The 15,554-nt window shown below is 75.1% G+C and carries 14 protein-coding genes; 6 read left to right on the forward strand and 8 right to left on the reverse strand.

Annotated features, from left to right (window positions below):
- Positions 1–4 precede the first annotated feature (4 nt).
- The 4 genes from ACFYPD_RS13455 to ACFYPD_RS13470 are packed head-to-tail and all read right to left on the reverse strand — an operon-like array spanning position 5 to position 4,381.
- Positions 5–682, reverse strand: a complete 678-nt coding sequence (locus ACFYPD_RS13455) for a response regulator (RefSeq protein ID WP_387112594.1) — start codon at positions 680–682, stop codon at positions 5–7.
- Complete coding sequence (locus ACFYPD_RS13460; protein WP_387112596.1) at positions 679–2,406, reverse strand: histidine kinase; 1,728 nt, start codon at positions 2,404–2,406, stop codon at positions 679–681. Before ACFYPD_RS13460 ends, ACFYPD_RS13455 begins: the two co-directional genes overlap by 4 nt.
- A 54-nt stretch (positions 2,407–2,460) precedes the next feature.
- Positions 2,461–3,195 (reverse strand): dethiobiotin synthase, encoded by a 735-nt coding sequence (gene bioD / locus ACFYPD_RS13465; RefSeq protein WP_387112598.1) that lies wholly within the window; start codon positions 3,193–3,195, stop codon positions 2,461–2,463.
- Between the two features lie 49 nt (positions 3,196–3,244).
- Positions 3,245–4,381 (reverse strand): 8-amino-7-oxononanoate synthase, encoded by a 1,137-nt coding sequence (locus ACFYPD_RS13470; protein WP_387112600.1) that lies wholly within the window; start codon positions 4,379–4,381, stop codon positions 3,245–3,247.
- Positions 4,382–4,549: 168 nt separating this feature from the next.
- Here ACFYPD_RS13470 and bioB point away from each other — a divergent pair, with 168 nt between their 5' ends.
- The 3 genes from bioB to ACFYPD_RS13485 are packed head-to-tail and all read left to right on the forward strand — an operon-like array spanning position 4,550 to position 6,295.
- Entirely contained in the window at positions 4,550–5,545 is a 996-nt protein-coding gene (bioB, locus tag ACFYPD_RS13475) for a biotin synthase BioB (RefSeq protein WP_387112602.1), read from the forward strand.
- A gap of 7 nt (positions 5,546–5,552) precedes the next feature.
- Entirely contained in the window at positions 5,553–5,786 is a 234-nt protein-coding gene (locus ACFYPD_RS13480; protein WP_387112604.1) for a hypothetical protein, read from the forward strand.
- Positions 5,786–6,295 carry a GNAT family N-acetyltransferase gene (locus ACFYPD_RS13485; protein WP_387113379.1) on the forward strand — a complete coding sequence of 170 codons (510 nt, stop codon included), beginning with the start codon at positions 5,786–5,788 and terminating at the stop codon, positions 6,293–6,295. The genes ACFYPD_RS13480 and ACFYPD_RS13485 overlap by 1 nt, the downstream gene beginning before the upstream one ends.
- A gap of 30 nt (positions 6,296–6,325) precedes the next feature.
- Here the strand turns inward: ACFYPD_RS13485 and ACFYPD_RS13490 are convergent, their stop codons facing one another.
- Both ACFYPD_RS13490 and ACFYPD_RS13495 read right to left on the reverse strand, forming a co-directional pair.
- On the reverse strand, positions 6,326–6,847 hold the full coding sequence (locus ACFYPD_RS13490; protein ID WP_387112606.1) for a DUF488 family protein: 522 nt from the start codon (positions 6,845–6,847) through the stop codon (positions 6,326–6,328).
- 72 nt (positions 6,848–6,919) lie between these two features.
- Positions 6,920–9,847, reverse strand: a complete 2,928-nt coding sequence (locus ACFYPD_RS13495; RefSeq protein ID WP_387112608.1) for a glycoside hydrolase family 9 protein — start codon at positions 9,845–9,847, stop codon at positions 6,920–6,922.
- 351 nt (positions 9,848–10,198) lie between these two features.
- Here ACFYPD_RS13495 and ACFYPD_RS13500 point away from each other — a divergent pair, with 351 nt between their 5' ends.
- The 3 genes from ACFYPD_RS13500 to ACFYPD_RS13510 all read left to right on the forward strand — a co-directional run bounded on the left by ACFYPD_RS13500 (position 10,199) and on the right by ACFYPD_RS13510 (position 13,429).
- A complete protein-coding gene (locus ACFYPD_RS13500) occupies positions 10,199–10,972 on the forward strand; it encodes an LPXTG cell wall anchor domain-containing protein (protein ID WP_387112610.1) in 774 nt (257 codons plus the stop codon).
- Positions 10,973–11,072: 100 nt separating this feature from the next.
- A complete protein-coding gene (locus ACFYPD_RS13505; protein ID WP_387112612.1) occupies positions 11,073–11,597 on the forward strand; it encodes an isochorismatase family protein in 525 nt (174 codons plus the stop codon).
- Positions 11,598–11,863: 266 nt separating this feature from the next.
- A complete protein-coding gene (locus ACFYPD_RS13510) occupies positions 11,864–13,429 on the forward strand; it encodes an aldehyde dehydrogenase family protein (RefSeq protein WP_387112614.1) in 1,566 nt (521 codons plus the stop codon).
- 184 nt (positions 13,430–13,613) lie between these two features.
- Here the strand turns inward: ACFYPD_RS13510 and ACFYPD_RS13515 are convergent, their stop codons facing one another.
- Together ACFYPD_RS13515 and ACFYPD_RS13520 are read right to left on the reverse strand one after the other, a co-directional pair.
- Positions 13,614–14,699 (reverse strand): GNAT family N-acetyltransferase, encoded by a 1,086-nt coding sequence (locus tag ACFYPD_RS13515; RefSeq protein WP_387112616.1) that lies wholly within the window; start codon positions 14,697–14,699, stop codon positions 13,614–13,616.
- Positions 14,700–14,779: 80 nt separating this feature from the next.
- A complete protein-coding gene (locus ACFYPD_RS13520; protein ID WP_387112618.1) occupies positions 14,780–15,484 on the reverse strand; it encodes an amino acid-binding protein in 705 nt (234 codons plus the stop codon).
- Positions 15,485–15,554 lie beyond the last annotated feature (70 nt).

Here is a 15,554-nt window from a genome sequence, read left to right on the forward strand (position 1 = left end):
CTGGTCAGCCGGTGGGCGGGACCAGCCCCGCCTCGTACGCGAGGATCGCCGCCTGCACCCGGTTACGCACGTCCAGCCGGGTGAAGATGCTGGTCAGATAGCTCTTCACGGTGCCCTCGACGAGGTGCAGCCGGCGGGCGATCTCGGCGTTGGACAGCCCCGCCCCGACCAGGGCGAGCACCTCCCGCTCCCGGTCGGTCAGCCCGGCCAGCCGATCGCGCGCGTACGGGCCGCGGGCCAGCCGGCCACCGCTGAGCTCGATGACCCGGCGTGCCACCCGCGGCGACAGGTACGCCCCGCCGTCGGCCACCGCCCGCAGGCCGGCGAGCAGTTCCCGGGGGTCGCCGGACTTGAGCAGGAACCCGCTCGCACCGTGACCGAGCGCCCGGGCGATCAGGTCGTCGTCGCCGAACGTGGTGAGCATGACCGCGGCCGTCTCCGGCACCAGCCGCCGGATCTCCGCCGCCGCGGCCAGCCCGTCCTGCCGGGGCATCCGGATGTCCAGCAGCGCCACCCGGGGCCGGTGCGCCCGGACCAGTTCCACGGCCGCGTGGCCGTCGCCCGCCTCGCCGACCACCTCGATGCCCGGGTCGGCGGCCAGGATGGCCCGCACCCCGGCGCGCACCATCGCCTCGTCGTCGGCGAGCACCACCCGCAGGGGGCGCCCGTGGTCGTCGCTCACTGCGCGATCTGCTCCTTGCTGACCAGCCGGCCGTCAGTGAAGCAGAGCTGCCAGGTCGGCTCCGCGAACGGGAAGTTGCCGTCGGTGTAGTACTCGCAGCCGGCGGTCGCGCCCTCGGCCGGCGGGTCGGCCTGCCGGCGGGGCAGCCCGAGGGCGTCCCGCTCCTCGCCGAGGCGCAGCCGCTCGTACCCGGACCGGTCGAGGACCGCGCCCGCCGTGGCGAGCGGGTAGTAGACCAGCGCGAGCACCAGGGCGAGGCCGGCCGGGGCGCCGAACGCCACCAGCAGGCTGCGCCGGGCCCGCCGCCGGGCCTCCCGCAGCCGCCGCGCCGCCTCTCCGGGCCGGCCGTCCGCGGTCCCACCAGGCCGGGCATCGCCCGCGCCGCCGTCCTCGGGTCCGTCGGACCATGCCACGCTCCGTGCCGGGTCATCCGCCGGCTCGTCCCCGAAAGGCACCCGGCTCGGCTCGTGATCGACCGTTGCCCGGACTGGCTCGTTTCCGGCCGTCGCCCGGCTCGGCTCGTGATCGACCGGCGCCCGGCTCGGCTGGTGATCGACCGGCGCCCGGGTCGGCTCGTGACCGACCGGCGCCGGTGCGGTGGTGATCGGCAGGCGTGCCGTGACGGCGAACCCGGCGTCCCGGGGGCCGGCGTCGAGCACGCCCCCGGCCAGGCGGACCCGCTCGCGCAGGGCGAGCAGCCCCGAGCCGTGCGACGCCGGCCCCGGCAGCGGTCCGGCCGGCGGCCGCCCGTTCACGACCGACACCGCCACCTCCCCGCCGGCCCGGCCGACGGTGACGGTCAGCGGGGCGCCCGGGGCATAGCGGGCGGCGTTGGTCAGCGCCTCGCGGACCACCCGGTGCACGGCGTGCGCGGCCAGCGGCGGCAGGTCCCCGCCGTCCGGGTCGGCGCGCAGCTCCACCGCCATCCCGGCGTCGCGGGCACCGTCGACCAGCTCCGCCACCGTCTCACCGGCCGGACGCAGCGACCCGGACCGCTCTTCCCGGAGCACGCCGATGATGTCGTGCAGCCGTTCGGTGGCGGCTGACACGCTGGCCCGCAGCTCCCCGGCCGCGCTCCGGTGGGCGGGCGGCAGGTCGGCGGCCAGCTCCAGCGCGGCGGCGCGCAGCGCGATGAGGCTCAGGTCGTGCCCCAACGAGTCGTGCATGTCCTGCGCGATCCGGGCCCGCTCGCGCAGCCGTACCCGCTCCACGGCGGCCCGCCGCTCCCGCTCCTCCGCCTCGGCGTGCCGCTCCCCGGCCTCGGCGAGCGCCCGCTGCTGCCGGCGCAGCCGCCCGAGCAGCCAGGGGAAGACCCCGGCGAACAGCAGCACCGAGGCGAGCAGGAACCAGGTGCCCGGGTTGGTGCCGAACAGCCCGAGGTTGAGCGCGGTGCCGGCGACCGCGATGGCGCCGAAGACGGCGGCCACCCGGCCGGCGCGGGCGCTGCGCCGGCCGGCCAGGTAGCTGAACACCGGGATGCCGAAGACGAAGTTGCCGTCGACCAGCGAGCCGAGCACCACGGCCAGCAGCGCCGCGAGGGGCCAGCGGCGGCCGACCGCCACCGCGAGGCCGAGCAGCGCCAGCGAGGCGGCCAGCAACGGCGCGGCATGGCGCGGCCAGGGCGGGGTCAGCCCGGCATACGCCACCGGGGCGGCGAGCACGGCCCAGAGCAGCAGGTCACCGGCCCGGCGCCGGCCGGGCGGCGGGGTTCGCGGCGCTTCCACGGCGGCCAGGCTACCCACGGACGGCCGGAGCGGGCACCGACGAAAGTCAGGTGCTCAGCTGATCTCCTCGGCCCAGGCGCGCCAGTCGTCGAGCACGCCGTAGAGGGCCGGGGTGAGCCAGCCCGGGGCGGACCGGCGGAACACCCCCGGGTCCATCCCCCCGGCGCCCATCGGCACCGCGCCCAGCAGGTTCGGTACCAGGTCGGACAGGTTGAGCCAGTGCACCAGCTCCGGTTCACCCGGCCAGGCGCCGATCACCACGCCGGCCGGGATGGCCCGGCGTTCCAGCGCCTCCAGGGTCAGCGCCGTGTGGTTGAGCGTGCCCAGCCCCGCGCGGACCACCACCACGGCCGGGGCGCCCAGCGACACCGCCAGGTCGGCCACCGTCCAGGGCTCGCCCGACGGGCGCAGCCCCATGGGTACGAGCAGCCCGCCCGCGCCCTCGACGAGCACCAGGTCGTGCTTGTCGGCCTCCTCGCGGATGGCGTCGACCGCGGTGTAGAGCTCCAGCGGCTCCAGCTCGGCGACCCGGGCCGCGGCGAGCGGGGCCAGCGGGTCCGGGTAGCTGGCCAGGGTCCGTCCGGTGAGCGGGGCGGCCAGCCGGGTCACCGAGTCGACGTCGCCGGGCTCGCCGGTGGCCGTACCCGTCTGGCCGGGCTTGACCACCGCGACCCGCAGCCCGGCGGCCTGCGCGGCGGCGGCGATCGCCGCGGTCACCACGGTCTTGCCCACCTCGGTGTCCGTGCCGGTCACCAACACCGGCCCGGTCCAGCCGTTGCCGTTGCTCATGACCCCTCCTCCGTCCGCGCCCGCCGGGCCCGCGAAACCGTCCTCGCGCTCACGGTGCACAGTCCACGATCACGTCCAGCGCCCGTTCGAAGTCGGCCCGGTCGACCCCCGCGCTGATGGTCAGCCGGAGCCGGGAGCGGCTGTCCGGGGTGGACGGCGGCCGGAAGCAACCCACCGCCACGCCCCGGTCCCGGCAGTCGGCCGCCCAGGCGGTCGCCGCCTCCGGGCCGGGGGCGGTCACCGAGACCACCGCCGCGTCGGGTGCGGAGACCTCCAGGCCCGCCCCGCCCAGCCGGTGCACCACGAGCGCGGCCCGCTCGACCAGCTCGGCGCGCAGGCCCTCGCCGGACCGGGCCAGCCGCACCGCGGCGCGTACCCCGGCCACCACGGCGGGCGGCGGCGCGGTGTCGAAGATGAACGTGCGGCCGGTCTCCACCAGGTGCCGGACGAACTCCGCCGGACCGGCCACCACCCCGCCGGCCCCGCCGAGCGCCTTGGACAGGGTCGCCGTCACCACGACGTCCGGCTCGCCGGCCAGCCCGGCCGCGGCCACCCCGCCGGCCCCGGCCGGGCCGGTGACGCCGAGCGCGTGCGCGTCGTCGACCAGCAGCAGCGCGCCGTGCCGGCGGGCCACGGCGTGCAGCGCCGCGAGGGGGGCGAGGTCGCCGTCGACGGAGAACACCGACTCGGTCACGACCACCGCCGGGCGGCCCGGGGCGGCGGCCAGCGCGGCGGCCACCGCGTCGACGTCGGCGTGCGGGGTGACGATCGTCTCGGCGCCGGAGATCCGGCAGCCGTCGATCAGCGAGGCGTGGTTGTGGGCGTCGGAGACGAGCAGCGTACGCGGCTGCACCAGGCCCCGGACGGCGGCGAGGTTGGCCAGGTAGCCGGAGGAGAAGACCAGCGCCCGGTCGACGCCGAGCCAGCCGGCCAGGTCGTCCTCGAGGGCGTGGTGCAGGTCGGTGGAGCCGCGCACCAGCCGCGACCCGGTGGCGCCCAGCCCGTACGCCGACAGCGCCCGGCCGGCGGCGGCGGTGACCTCCGGGTGGGTGGCCAGGCCGAGGTAGTCGTTGCCGGCCAGGTCGACCACGGCGTCGCCGGCGGCGCGCGGGCGCAGCGTGCGGGTGAGCCCCGCCTTGGCCCGCAGCTCGGCGCGGCGGTCCAGGGCCGCCAGCCAGTCCGCCACCGTCACGTTCCTTCCCCAGACCCGTCGCCCCACCGGGCGCTTCCGCGGGGCGAAGTTACCACCCGGCCGGAGGGCCCCGGCGTGGCGCTGTCCGGCTCGCCGGGCCTGCTCGCGAGGGCCCGACGCGGCCGTTTCCCGGGCTCGGAGCGGCCTTGTAGGGTACGAGCCATGTCAGAGATCCTCGACCAGGCCCGGACCCAGGTGCTGGAGAACGGCGTCGGCCTCGACGAGGCCGGTGTCCTCGCCGTGCTGAACCTGCCCGACGAGCACCTGCCCGCCGCCCTCCAGCTCGCCCACGAGGTGCGGATGCGCTGGTGCGGCCCGGAGGTCGAGGTCGAGGGCATCGTCTCGCTGAAGACCGGCGGCTGCCCGGAGGACTGCCACTTCTGCTCGCAGTCCGGCCTGTTCACCTCGCCGGTCCGCTCCGTCTGGCTGGACATTCCGGCACTGGTCGAGGCGGCGAAGCAGACCGCGGCGACCGGGGCGACCGAGTTCTGCATCGTGGCCGCCGTGCGCGGCCCGGACGCGCGGCTGATGAAGCAGATGCGCGAGGGCGTGGCCGCCATCCGGGCGGAGGTCGACATCCAGGTCGCCGCCTCGCTCGGCATGCTCAACCAGGAGCAGGTCGACGAGCTGGTCGCGATGGGCGTGCACCGCTACAACCACAACCTGGAGACCTGCCGCTCCTACTTCCCGAACGTGGTCACCACGCACTCCTTCGAGGAGCGCTGGGAGACCCTGACGATGGTCCGCGAATCCGGCATGGAGGTCTGCTGCGGCGGCATCCTCGGCCTGGGCGAGACGGTGGAGCAACGCGCCGAGTTCGCCGCGCAGCTCGCCGAGCTGGACCCGCACGAGGTGCCGCTGAACTTCCTCAACCCCCGTCCGGGCACCCCGCTCGCCGACCGCCCGGTGGTGGAGGGCAAAGACGCGCTGCGCGCCATCGCCGCGTTCCGGCTGGCCATGCCACGCACCATCCTCCGCTACGCGGGCGGCCGGGAGCTGACCCTCGGTGACCTGGGCACCCGCGACGGCCTGCTCGGCGGCATCAACGCGGTGATCGTCGGCAACTACCTGACCACGCTGGGCCGGCCGGCGACCGCCGACCTGCAACTGCTGGACGACCTGAAGATGCCGGTGAAGGCGCTCTCCGCCACCCTGTGAGGACGACGTGACCGAGCTTGTCGAGCCCGCACCGCCGGCGGATCCCGCCGGCGCCGCGACGCCGCGCTGGTGCGACCGCTGCGGCGAGTCCGTGGCGGCGGGCCCGCACGAGGCGTGCGCGGCGGCCCGGGCGCTGGAGCCGCCGCGCTGGTGCGCGCTCTGCCGGCGGCGGATGAAGGTGCAGGTCGTGCCGACCGGCTGGTCGGCGGTCTGCGTCGAGCACGGCGAGATCCGGGGCTGATCGTGCTGCGGGGGCGGGCGGTGACGTTGCGGCCGGCGGCCGACGCCGACGTGGCGGCCCTCGCCGCGATCCGGGCCACCCCGGAGGTGCGCCGCTGGTGGCGGGGCGGGGACGACCTCGCCGAGGCCGTTCGCGCCGACCTGGCCGACGACGATGTCACCGTCTACGCGATCGAGCACGACGGCCGGCTGGTCGGCGCGATCCAGTGGTACGCGGAGACCGACCCCGACTACCGCCACGCCAGCCTGGACATCTTCCTCGACCCGGTGGCGCGCGGCGCCGGCCTGGGCGGGGACGCCATCCGCACCCTGGTGCGGCACCTCGTCGACGAGTACGGGCACCACCGGTTCACCATCGACCCGGCGGCGGCGAACACCGCCGCGATCCGGGCGTACGCGAAGGTGGGGTTCCGGCCGGTCGGCATCATGCGCCGCTACGAGCGGGGCGCGGACGGCCGCTGGCACGACGCGGTGCTCATGGACCTGCTCGCCGACGAACTCGCTGACTGAGCCGGCGCGCCCGCGGGCGGTGGTGGTGCGTCAGCCGTCCCAGAGCAGGTGGCCGTCGGGGAGGCGGCGGCCGCCCTCGGCGGGGCGGTGCGGGCTGAGCCGGCCGTCGGGCATGAGGTGCGCGACGGGCACCCCGCGACCGAGCACCGCCACGTCGGCGATCAGCCGCCGGTGGCAGCGCCACCACACGCTCTCGCTGCACATCACGGCAGTGGTCCGGCGCGCCGCGTCGGCGAGCACCTCGTCCAGCGCCGCGTCGAACTCCGGCGTCCGGGTGTACTGGGCGTACGCACGGAACGCCGCGACGGTCCACCAGGTGTCCGGCTCGGGCTCACCGGCGCGGACGTGCCGGCGGCCGCCGAGCCGGGGCTCCCACCGGTAGTCGATGCCCCGCTGCGGCAGCCAGCGTTCGAGTTCCTCCCGCCGCACGTCCGGGTTGGTCCGGCTGGCCGGATAGCGTCGCACGTCCACGACGAGCGCCACCCCGGCGCCCGCCAGCAACTCCCCCAACCGCTCCCGGTCGGCGGCCCCGTGCCCCACCGTCACCAACACGCTCCCAGGTTCCCCCGAATCCTGGCGGCTTACCGTTCGCGGCGAACGGTAAGTCGCCAAGATTGCTAAGGGTCAGGAGACGGTGCAGGGGGAGCCGTTCACGGTGAACGCCGCGGGTCTCGGGTTGGTGCCGGTGTGGGTGCCGTTGAAGCCGAAGCTGGTCGACGCGCCCGGCGCCAGCGTGCCGTTGTAGGAGACGTTCGTCGCGGTCACCGCCGTGCCGCTCTGGGTGACGTTCGCCGACCAGCCCTGGCCCACCTTCTGCCCGCTGCTCGGGAAGGTGAAGCCGAGCGTCCAACCGTTGATGGCGCTGGTCCCGGTGTTGGTGACCGTGATGTTCGCGGTGAACCCGGTGTCCCAGCCGCTGGTCGTCCAGGTCACCGCGCAGCCACCGGCGGCCGGCGGGTCCGCGGTGGTGACCGTGAGCGACGGCGAGGCCGCGGAGACGTTGCCGGCCGCGTCCAGCGCGACCACGGTGAAGGTGTACGCCGTGGCGGCGGTCAGCCCGGTGACCGCCAGCGTGGTCCCGGTGGTCGATCCGACGAGGACGTTTCCGGACCGGTGGACCCGGTAGCCGGTGACGCCCACGTTGTCGGTGGCCGGGCCCCAGGCGAGGGTGAGCCCGGTCGGGCCGACGGCCGACGCGGTGGGCGTGCCCGGGGCGGTGGGCGGGGTGGTGTCCGGCGCCGGGGCGGCCGGTGTGGTCACGGTCAGGGCCGGCGAGGCCGCCGACCGGTTGCCGGCGCCGTCGCGGGCGCGCACCGTGAACTGGTACGTCCGCTCGGGCAGCAGCCCGGTCACCGCGAGCGTGTTGGTCGGGGCGTCGGTCAGCACGAGAGCGTCGCTGCCGGTCTGCGCCCGGGTGACCTCGTAGCCGGCCAGGCCGCTGCCGCCGGTGTCGGTGGAGGCGGGCCAGGTCAGGGTGAGGCCGGTGGCCGTGACGGCCGAGGCGACCGGGGTGCCGGGCACGGTCGGCGCGGCGGTGTCCGGGGTGGCCGGTCCGGGCTCCTCGCCCCAGACCCGCGCCCCGCCGGAGTAGAGCGGCACCTTCCGGTTGGGGCCGGCGGTGGCCTGGTACGACGGGTCGTTGGTCGGGTCCCAGGTGCCGCCCTCCGGCACGCCGACCTTGAACTGCACCTCCATCCGGTGCTGCGACTGGCCCGCCGGCGCGATGGTCCAGCCGATGCAGTCGACCTCGACGTACCAGATGTCGCCGGAGAACTGCTTGGCCGTGGTGGGTGACGGGCAGCCCTGGGTGTAGCCGGGGGTGACCTGCACCGGGCCGGTGCCGTCGGGGCGGAAGTAGTAGCGGAACTTCGCGGTGGTCAGCGCCCGGGCCGGGAAGGCGGACTTGTTGTAGATGATCGCCTTGAGTCCGGTGGCCCGAGGCTCGGCCTGCATCACCGTGGTCTCCACGGTCAACTCGTCCAGGTCGGGCTGCTCCGCGGCCGGGAAGCCGGCGAGCGGGCTGCCGCCGTACTCGGCGGTCAGCCGGGCCAGGGCGGAGGTGAAGCCGGCGTTGTAGTCGGTGGCGACCTCGTTCATGACGTAGTCGGAGCGGCTGTCGGTGTACGCGTCGTTGGCCGAGGACGGGCCGCCGACCAGCGCGCCGTAGAGCACGTGCCGGGTCTCGGTGGGCACGGTCTGGCTGTCCCACCAGGATCCGTGCGCGGTGCGGTGGTGCGGGTTACGCGGCGGGTTGGCGCCGAAGCCGATCAGGTAGCTGGAGTTGCGCGGGTTGTCGCCGAGCGCGTAGTTGATCTGCCGGACGGCGAAGCCGTGGTAGCGGGCCTTCCGGGTGGCGTCACCGGTCCGGTCGCTGTAGACCAGCGCCGCGAAGGCGGTGTTGGCGGCGTAGCGCAGCGAGCCCCAGGAGTCGAGGACGGCCTCGCCGCCGGGTGAGTAGGTGACCCGGGAGCCGTTGACGCCGACGGTCCACCAGTCGAGCCAGCGGTTGGCGTCGTCGACGTACTTCTGCTTGCCGGTCAGGTTGGCCAGCAGCACGTACGCGCCGAACTGCTTGTTGTCCCAGGCGATGGTCCACTTGTAGGAGCGGGTGGTGGACTGCGGCTCGGTGCCGAGCCGGTCGTACTCGCTCTCCGCCTTGGTCAGGTAGGCGGCGTCGCCGGTGGCGCGGTAGAGCCAGACCGCGCCCCAGACCAGCTCGTCCTGCCACCCGCTCCAGGACCGGTAGAAGCTGGTCGCGTCGGTGATGCACTCGTGGTAGCTCTTCCGCACCGTGTCGGCGAAGGTGTAGAGCTGCTTCGCGTGGCCGACCAGCTTGTCGGCGTAGGCGGCGTCGGTCGGGCGGAAGACGATCGACGAGGCGGCCATGGCGGCCGCCGTCTCCCCCGCCAGGTCCGCGCCGCCACAGCTCGCGTCGATCTTGTACGCGGGCCGCGCCATCGGCAGCACCTCGGCCGGTCCCCACCACTTGTGGTCGTCGTCGCCCTTGCCGACCTGTCCGTAGAGGACGTTCGGGGCGGGATGCGCCTTGATGAACCAGTCGTTGACCCAGCGCAGGTTGTTCAGCAGGTTCGGGAGCTGCCCGGAGGCGGCGTAGGCGTCCCGGTACTCGACCGCGCCCCAGGCCAGCATGGTGGCGCTGAACGCCATCGGGAAGCCGAACTTCACGTGGTCGCCGGCGTCGTACCAGCCGCCGGTGAGGTCGAGGCCGACGTCGGCGCCGTCGGTGAGCGCCGAGTCGCCCCGCCAGGAGACCCGGTTCCAGGCCGGCTTCCTCCCGGACTGCTGCGCCTCGTAGAAGAACAGCGACTTCTGCAACGCCTCGGCGTAGTTGAAGGCGGGCGCGGCCAGCGCACTTCCGGTCCGCGCGCCGGCGGCGGCAGAGACCGCGCCGTAGTGGAAGGCGGATGCCGCGGCGGCCGGCGGCGGCGGGACGGCGACGGCTGCGGCCAGGGCGGCGGCGAGCGCGGCGCCGGCGGCGAGCAGCCGGCGGAGCCGGGACCGGCGGCGAGGTGGCGGGGTCGGACGGGGCATGGCGAGCTCCAGTGGGTGGCGCCGCGCGGCAGCCCGGGCCGGACGGGACGGCGTCGGCGGTCGGAGGTGCGGGCGGCTGTGGTGGGGGATGGATCTCGGAGCGCGGGAGCGCTCCCATGGATAATCGACAATGTACTGGCGGCGTCACCGCTTGTGAAGACGGTGCCCGGCACCGAGGGCGGCGGAGCGTCGATTGCCCGTTCCGCGTTACGCCGACACGCCTGCAAAGTGGCCCCGACTTGGTCCTCGCCGACGGCATTTTCGCAGCTCAGGCCGGTAGTCCGATCTGGACGGGAGCGCGCAGACGTGTGATCATGTGCCGTCCCCTCTCCCGATCTCGGAGGATTCCTCATGCCACAGCGTCGGCACGTGGCGCGCGCTGCCCTCACCGCAGCCGCCGCCACGGCCATGCTCGGGCTGGTGGCCGCCCCGGCGTGGGCCACCGGCAACCCGCACAACCCCAAGGGCGACAACGGCACCGTCAAGATCGACGGTGCTCCCTTCTCGGACAAGGTCGACAACCAGCCGCACGTCACCTGCGACTTCGAGCTGGAGTTCTTCAACTTCGACCAGGACCAGAAGGCGAACATCACCCTCTGGGCGCAGGCGCCGTCCGCCAGCCCGAAGGACAAGGTCGTCTGGTCGAACAGCAACGTGGTGATCAGCACCGACCCGGCTTCCGGCGCGGAGAACGACCGCGACGCGGTCATCAAGCTCTCCGCGAAGGATCTCGACCTGACCGGGCTGAAGCTCCAGCCGAAGCAGGGCTACCACCTCAAGCTCGACGTGGACCTGACCGACGGCAAGTCGTCCGACGGCAAGCACAAGGTCTTCTGGCTGGCCCCGTGCGAGTCGCCGGGCAACCCGACGCCGACGCCGGGCGGGGAGACGCCGATCCCGACGCCGGGCGGCTCGGAGAACCCGTCCGGGAACCCGCCGGGCACGCCGGCGCCGGGCACCTCGGTCGGCGGCGGCCAGGGCGGCGGCAGCGGCACCGAGGGCGGCCTGCCGCTCACCGGCGTGGCCGCGACCAGCATCTCGCTCACCGGCCTCGCCCTGATCGGCGGCGGTGTCCTCCTGATGGTGCTGCGGCGCCGCCGGGACCGGATCACCTTCACGAGCTGAGCCGGACACCGGCTCGGGAACCGGCCGTCGGACCCCGGTCCGGCGGCCGGTTCCGCCGTTCGGGACCGCCGCGGCGACCCCGCCTCGATATGATCTTGAAGTGGATGCTCTCGACCCGACCCGTACCGCCGTCGTCCTGATCGACCTCCAACGTCGCATCGTGGACCTGCCGGCCGCCCCGCACACCGGCCCGGAGGTGGTCGCGCGCTGCCTCGCCCTCGCCGAGGCGGCCCGCGCGACCGGCGCCACCGTGGTGGTGGTCCGCGCCGACCGGCCCGGCCCCGATCCGCAGCCGCCGGGGAGCGAACTGCTGCCCGAGGTGGCGCCCCGCGAGGGCGACCTGGCGGTCGTCAAGCACAGTTGGGGCGCCTTCCACGAGACCGGGCTCGACGCCGCGCTGCGGGCACGCGGCGTGGACACCCTGGTGATCGGCGGGATCGCGACCAACTTCGGCGTGGAGCAGACCGCCCGGATCGCCGACGAGATCGGCTATCGGGTGGTGCTGCCGCACGACGCGATGTCCGGGCTGGACGCGTACGCCCACGAGTTCGCGGTCGACTACGTCTTCCGCCGGCTCGGGACCGTCTGCACGACCGTGGAGGCGATCGCGGCGCTGCGCGGTTGAACCGGTCGAGGAAATGATCCGTACTGACGGGTAACCCGGTCGACGTCGCCCGGAGCTGGATCACATAATCGATAGTCTTCTATAGACTTCCCGCGTACTCCCAGGTCAAGCCCACACCGATCGGGCCGCGACGTGTCGCGGCGGCGGGACAGGTGTCCTGGCATACGAGCGTACGGTTGCCCGCGCGCTCGGCCGCGCGGGACAGTACGCGACACCAGCGGTGCCATCGACGCCGCCGCTCCCCGGACAACCCTGAGGAGATCGCGATGGCTCTCAGACTCGCCGAAGGCACCTCCTGGTCCGACACCCTCGCCCGCGCGGTGGCCGCCACGCCGGAGGCCTTCGGCACCGCGCCCGACGGCATCGCCACCCTGCACAACCTGGTCGAGGGCGGGTGGCGCGCGGTCGGCGCGCCGACCCCGGTGCGCACCCCGGTCGACAACACCGTGCTGGTCAACCTGGCCCGGCTCGACGCCGAGGCGGCGCGCGGCGCGGTCGCGCACGCCGCCGCCGCGCACCGGGAGTGGGCGCAGACCCCGCTCGCCGAGCGCAAGGCCCGGGTCGACGACGCCCTGGACGCGCTCACCGCCCACCGCGACCTGCTCGCCCTGCTGCTGGTGTGGGAGATCGGCAAGCCGTGGCGGCTGGCCTGCGCCGACGTCGACCGAGCCCTGGACGGCGTCCGCTGGTACGTGCAGGAGATCGACCGGATGCTCGCCGACGGCCGCGAGCCGCTGCCCGGCCCGGTCAGCAACATCGCCTCCTGGAACTACCCGATGAGTGTGCTCGTGCACGCCGAGCTGGTGCAGTTGCTCGCCGGCAACGCGGTGATCGCCAAGACCCCGTCGCAGGGCGGGGCGGTCTGCCTCACCGTGGCGCACGCGCTCATGCGCCGCGCCGGGCTGCCCGCGACCCTGCTGTCCGGCAGCGGCGAGGAGCTCTCCGAGGTTCTGGTCCGCGCCCCGGAGATCGGCGCGGTGGCGTTCGTCGGCGGTCGCTCCAACGGCGGCAAGGTGGCGGCGGCGCTGCTGGACTCCGACAAGCGGCACTTCATCGAGCAGGAGGGCCTCAACGCCTGGGGCATCTGGAACTTCTCCCAGTGGGACCAGCTCGCCGCGCACCTGAAGAAGGGCTTCGAGTACGGCAAGCAGCGCTGCACCGCGTACCCGCGGTTCGTGGTGCAGCGCGACCTGGTCGACGAGTTCCTCGACGTGTACCTGCCGGTGGTGCGCTCCGTCCGGTTCGGACACCCGCTCGCCGTGGGAGACGACTGGTCGGCCGGTGACCCGCTGCCCGAGCTGAACTTCGGCCCGCTGATCAGCGCGGCCAAGGCCGAGGAGCTGCGCCGCAAGGTCGACGAGGCGGTCCGCGGCGGCGCGGTGCCGCTGCACCGGGGCAAGCTCGACGGCGCGCCCTTCCTCGACGGGCAGGACACCTCGGCGTACGTGGCGCCGGCGGTGCTGCTCGCCCCGCCCGGCCGGTCCCGGCTCATGCACGCCGAGCCGTTCGGCCCGGTGGACACCATCGTCGTGGTGGACACCACCGACGAGCTGCTGGCCCAGATGAACGCCTCCAACGGCGCGCTGGTCGCCTCCTTGGCCTGCGACGACGAGGAGCTGGCCGGCAAGCTCGCGGTCGACCTCCAGGCGTTCAAGGTGGGCATCAACAAGCCCCGTTCCCGCGGCGACCGGGAGGAGCCGTTCGGCGGCCGGGGCGCGTCCTGGAAGGGCGCGTTCGTCGGCGGCGAGCTGCTGGTGCAGGCGGTCACCGTGGGCGGCGACGGCCGGCTCTACGGCAACTTCCCGGACTACAGCAGCTACCCGACGACCTGATCGGGGCCAGACCGGACACGGGCAGGGCCCCCGCACCGGGGGCCCTGCCGTGTCACCGTCCCCCGCACCGGAGGTCGGCCAGGGTGGCGCCGGTGATCCGGCGCCGGTGGGCGGTCACCCGCCGGCCGGCGTCCCGCACCGCGCCGTTGCGGCCCGGGACGCGTCGCGGCGCGCGACCGTGGAGTCAGGACGACCGCCGCGCCCGCGCGGTCGCGTCGGCCTGCCGGGGCGGCACGGCCGGGCGGGGCGCCAACGGCACCGTCACGGTCAGCACGCTGCCGTCCCGCTCCACCGACGTGGGCCGGTTCAACCCGCGTACGGTGCGCAGCATCGGGGTGTTCTCGGCCTGCACGTGCAGCAGCACGGCCGCGTAGCCGGCCCGGTCGGCGTGCCCGAGCAGGCGCCGCAGCAGGGCGGAGCCGAGGGCCCGGCGCTGCCAGTCGTCCCGCACCAGCAGCGCCGCCTCCGCCTCGTCGCCCTCGCCGAGCAGGTTGGCCATGGCCACCACCGGTGCCGCCGTGCCGCCGGAGCCGGCCGTGGCGACCATGGTCAGCCCCCGCGCCGGTTCGAGCAGCCGGCGCAGCCGGGCCGGCGCCGGGTGCCCCGCCCCGCTCAGGTAGCGCCGCTGGCGGCTCCGGTGCGAGCACTCCGCGTGCAGCTCCAGCACGCCGGGCAGGTCGTCGGCGGTGGCCGGCCGGACCAGCACCTCGGCCGCGTCGGGCAGCACCAGGGTGACCCGGTCGGCGTCCCGGCGGGCCACCGTGGCGGCCAGCTCGACCAGGGCCTGGGCGCGGGCGTACTCGGCCGGGGTGAAGCTCGGCTCCCGCCGGCGCAGCTCGTACGAGCCGCCGGCCGGGTCGGCCAGCAGCATCGTGGTCTCGTCCACCCCGCCGAGCGGGGCGGCCGGCGTCGGCCGCCACGCCACCGCGTCCGCGCCGAGCAGCACGCGCAGTGTCTCGCCGGCCGCGTCCGGGTCGCGGACCAGCCGGCCGGCCAGCCCGAGCACCCGGGTCGGCTGGTCGGCCAGCCCGCGCGCCTCGCTGCGCGCGACCCAGCAGTTCCGGCCCCGGCCCCGTTCGACGGCCGCCCGCAGGTCGGCCTCGGTGAGCTGGTCGGGCGCGTCGATCAGGAAGTCGTCGACGGCCCCCACCTCGGTGGTGTGCACCTGCACGGTGAGGATGTTGACCCCGCGCAACGCGAGGCTCGCCGTGAGCACCGACAGGTAGCCCGGCCGGTCGTCCACGGTGGCACGGATCCGCCACAGCGCCATGGTTCGCTCCCTTCCTCACCACCGACCCTGCCGGCCGCCTGTTGCGCCCCCGTTGCCCAGGGGTGAAACGGCGGGACCGGTCAGGTGATGGTGGTCACGGGCGGCGCGCCGACCAGGTCCAGCCGGTCGCCGAGGATCACCGCGCCGGCCCGGACCAGTTGGGCGAGCCGGTCCACCTCGGTCGAGTGGAACGCGGCCGCCGCGAGCGGCTCGCTGCGGTCGCGCGCCACCACCAGCACCAGGCCGGCCCGGCCGAACGGCGCGACCGCGTAGTGGTGCCCGTCCGGCGTGGTCATGGCGCGAGCGCGCAACGGGGTCACCTCCGGCAGCCGCGGCGGAACCGGGGCACGCCAGCTCGCGTGCCCGACCGTCGCCTCGCCGGCGCCGCCGCTGCGCGCGGCCCAGTCCAGCGGGACCACGGCGGCCACCGCCCAGTCCGCGGCGAGCAGCCCGGGTACCGCGTCGACCAGGGTGGCCACCCCGTCGGTCGGGTTCCCCGCGACCTGGGCGAGCAGTTCGGCGTCCTGGCCCGTGGTGGTCGGCGCGCCGATCGCCCGCCACACCCCGTCCACCCGTACGCCGGGGATCGCGGCCAGGCCGGCGAGCAGGCGCTCCACCCGCGCTGCACCCGGCCAGACCACGGTGAAGTCGTCGACCGCCCGGCCGCCGAGCCGCTCCAGCACCACCACCTGGACGATGTCGGCGCCGGAGACGCCGAGCGTCCGGGCCACCTGGCCGAGCGTGCCCGGTCGATCCGGCAGGGTCACCCGAACTCTCAGCAGCATGTCTGGTCCCTCCGCTCGGCGGGCCGGCCGTGGCGGCCGGCAGGCTGGCCCCAGCCTGCCGGTTGACCAT

Origin of the sequence: Micromonospora sp. NPDC005299 (assembly GCF_042872345.1) — a bacterium.
GTDB lineage: Bacteria > Actinomycetota > Actinomycetes > Mycobacteriales > Micromonosporaceae > Micromonospora.

What these genes read in the sequence shown, in the direction of transcription:
- ACFYPD_RS13520 (WP_387112618.1), bottom strand. Translation starts at nt 15,484, where the DNA reads ATGCTGCTGAGAGTTCGGGTGACCCTGCCGGATCGACCGGGCACGCTC.
- bioB (WP_387112602.1), top strand. Translation starts at nt 4,550, where the DNA reads ATGTCAGAGATCCTCGACCAGGCCCGGACCCAGGTGCTGGAGAACGGC.
- ACFYPD_RS13515 (WP_387112616.1), bottom strand. Translation starts at nt 14,699, where the DNA reads ATGGCGCTGTGGCGGATCCGTGCCACCGTGGACGACCGGCCGGGCTAC.
- bioD (WP_387112598.1), bottom strand. Translation starts at nt 3,195, where the DNA reads ATGAGCAACGGCAACGGCTGGACCGGGCCGGTGTTGGTGACCGGCACG.
- ACFYPD_RS13495 (WP_387112608.1), bottom strand. Translation starts at nt 9,847, where the DNA reads ATGCCCCGTCCGACCCCGCCACCTCGCCGCCGGTCCCGGCTCCGCCGG.
- ACFYPD_RS13500 (WP_387112610.1), top strand. Translation starts at nt 10,199, where the DNA reads ATGCCACAGCGTCGGCACGTGGCGCGCGCTGCCCTCACCGCAGCCGCC.
- ACFYPD_RS13510 (WP_387112614.1), top strand. Translation starts at nt 11,864, where the DNA reads ATGGCTCTCAGACTCGCCGAAGGCACCTCCTGGTCCGACACCCTCGCC.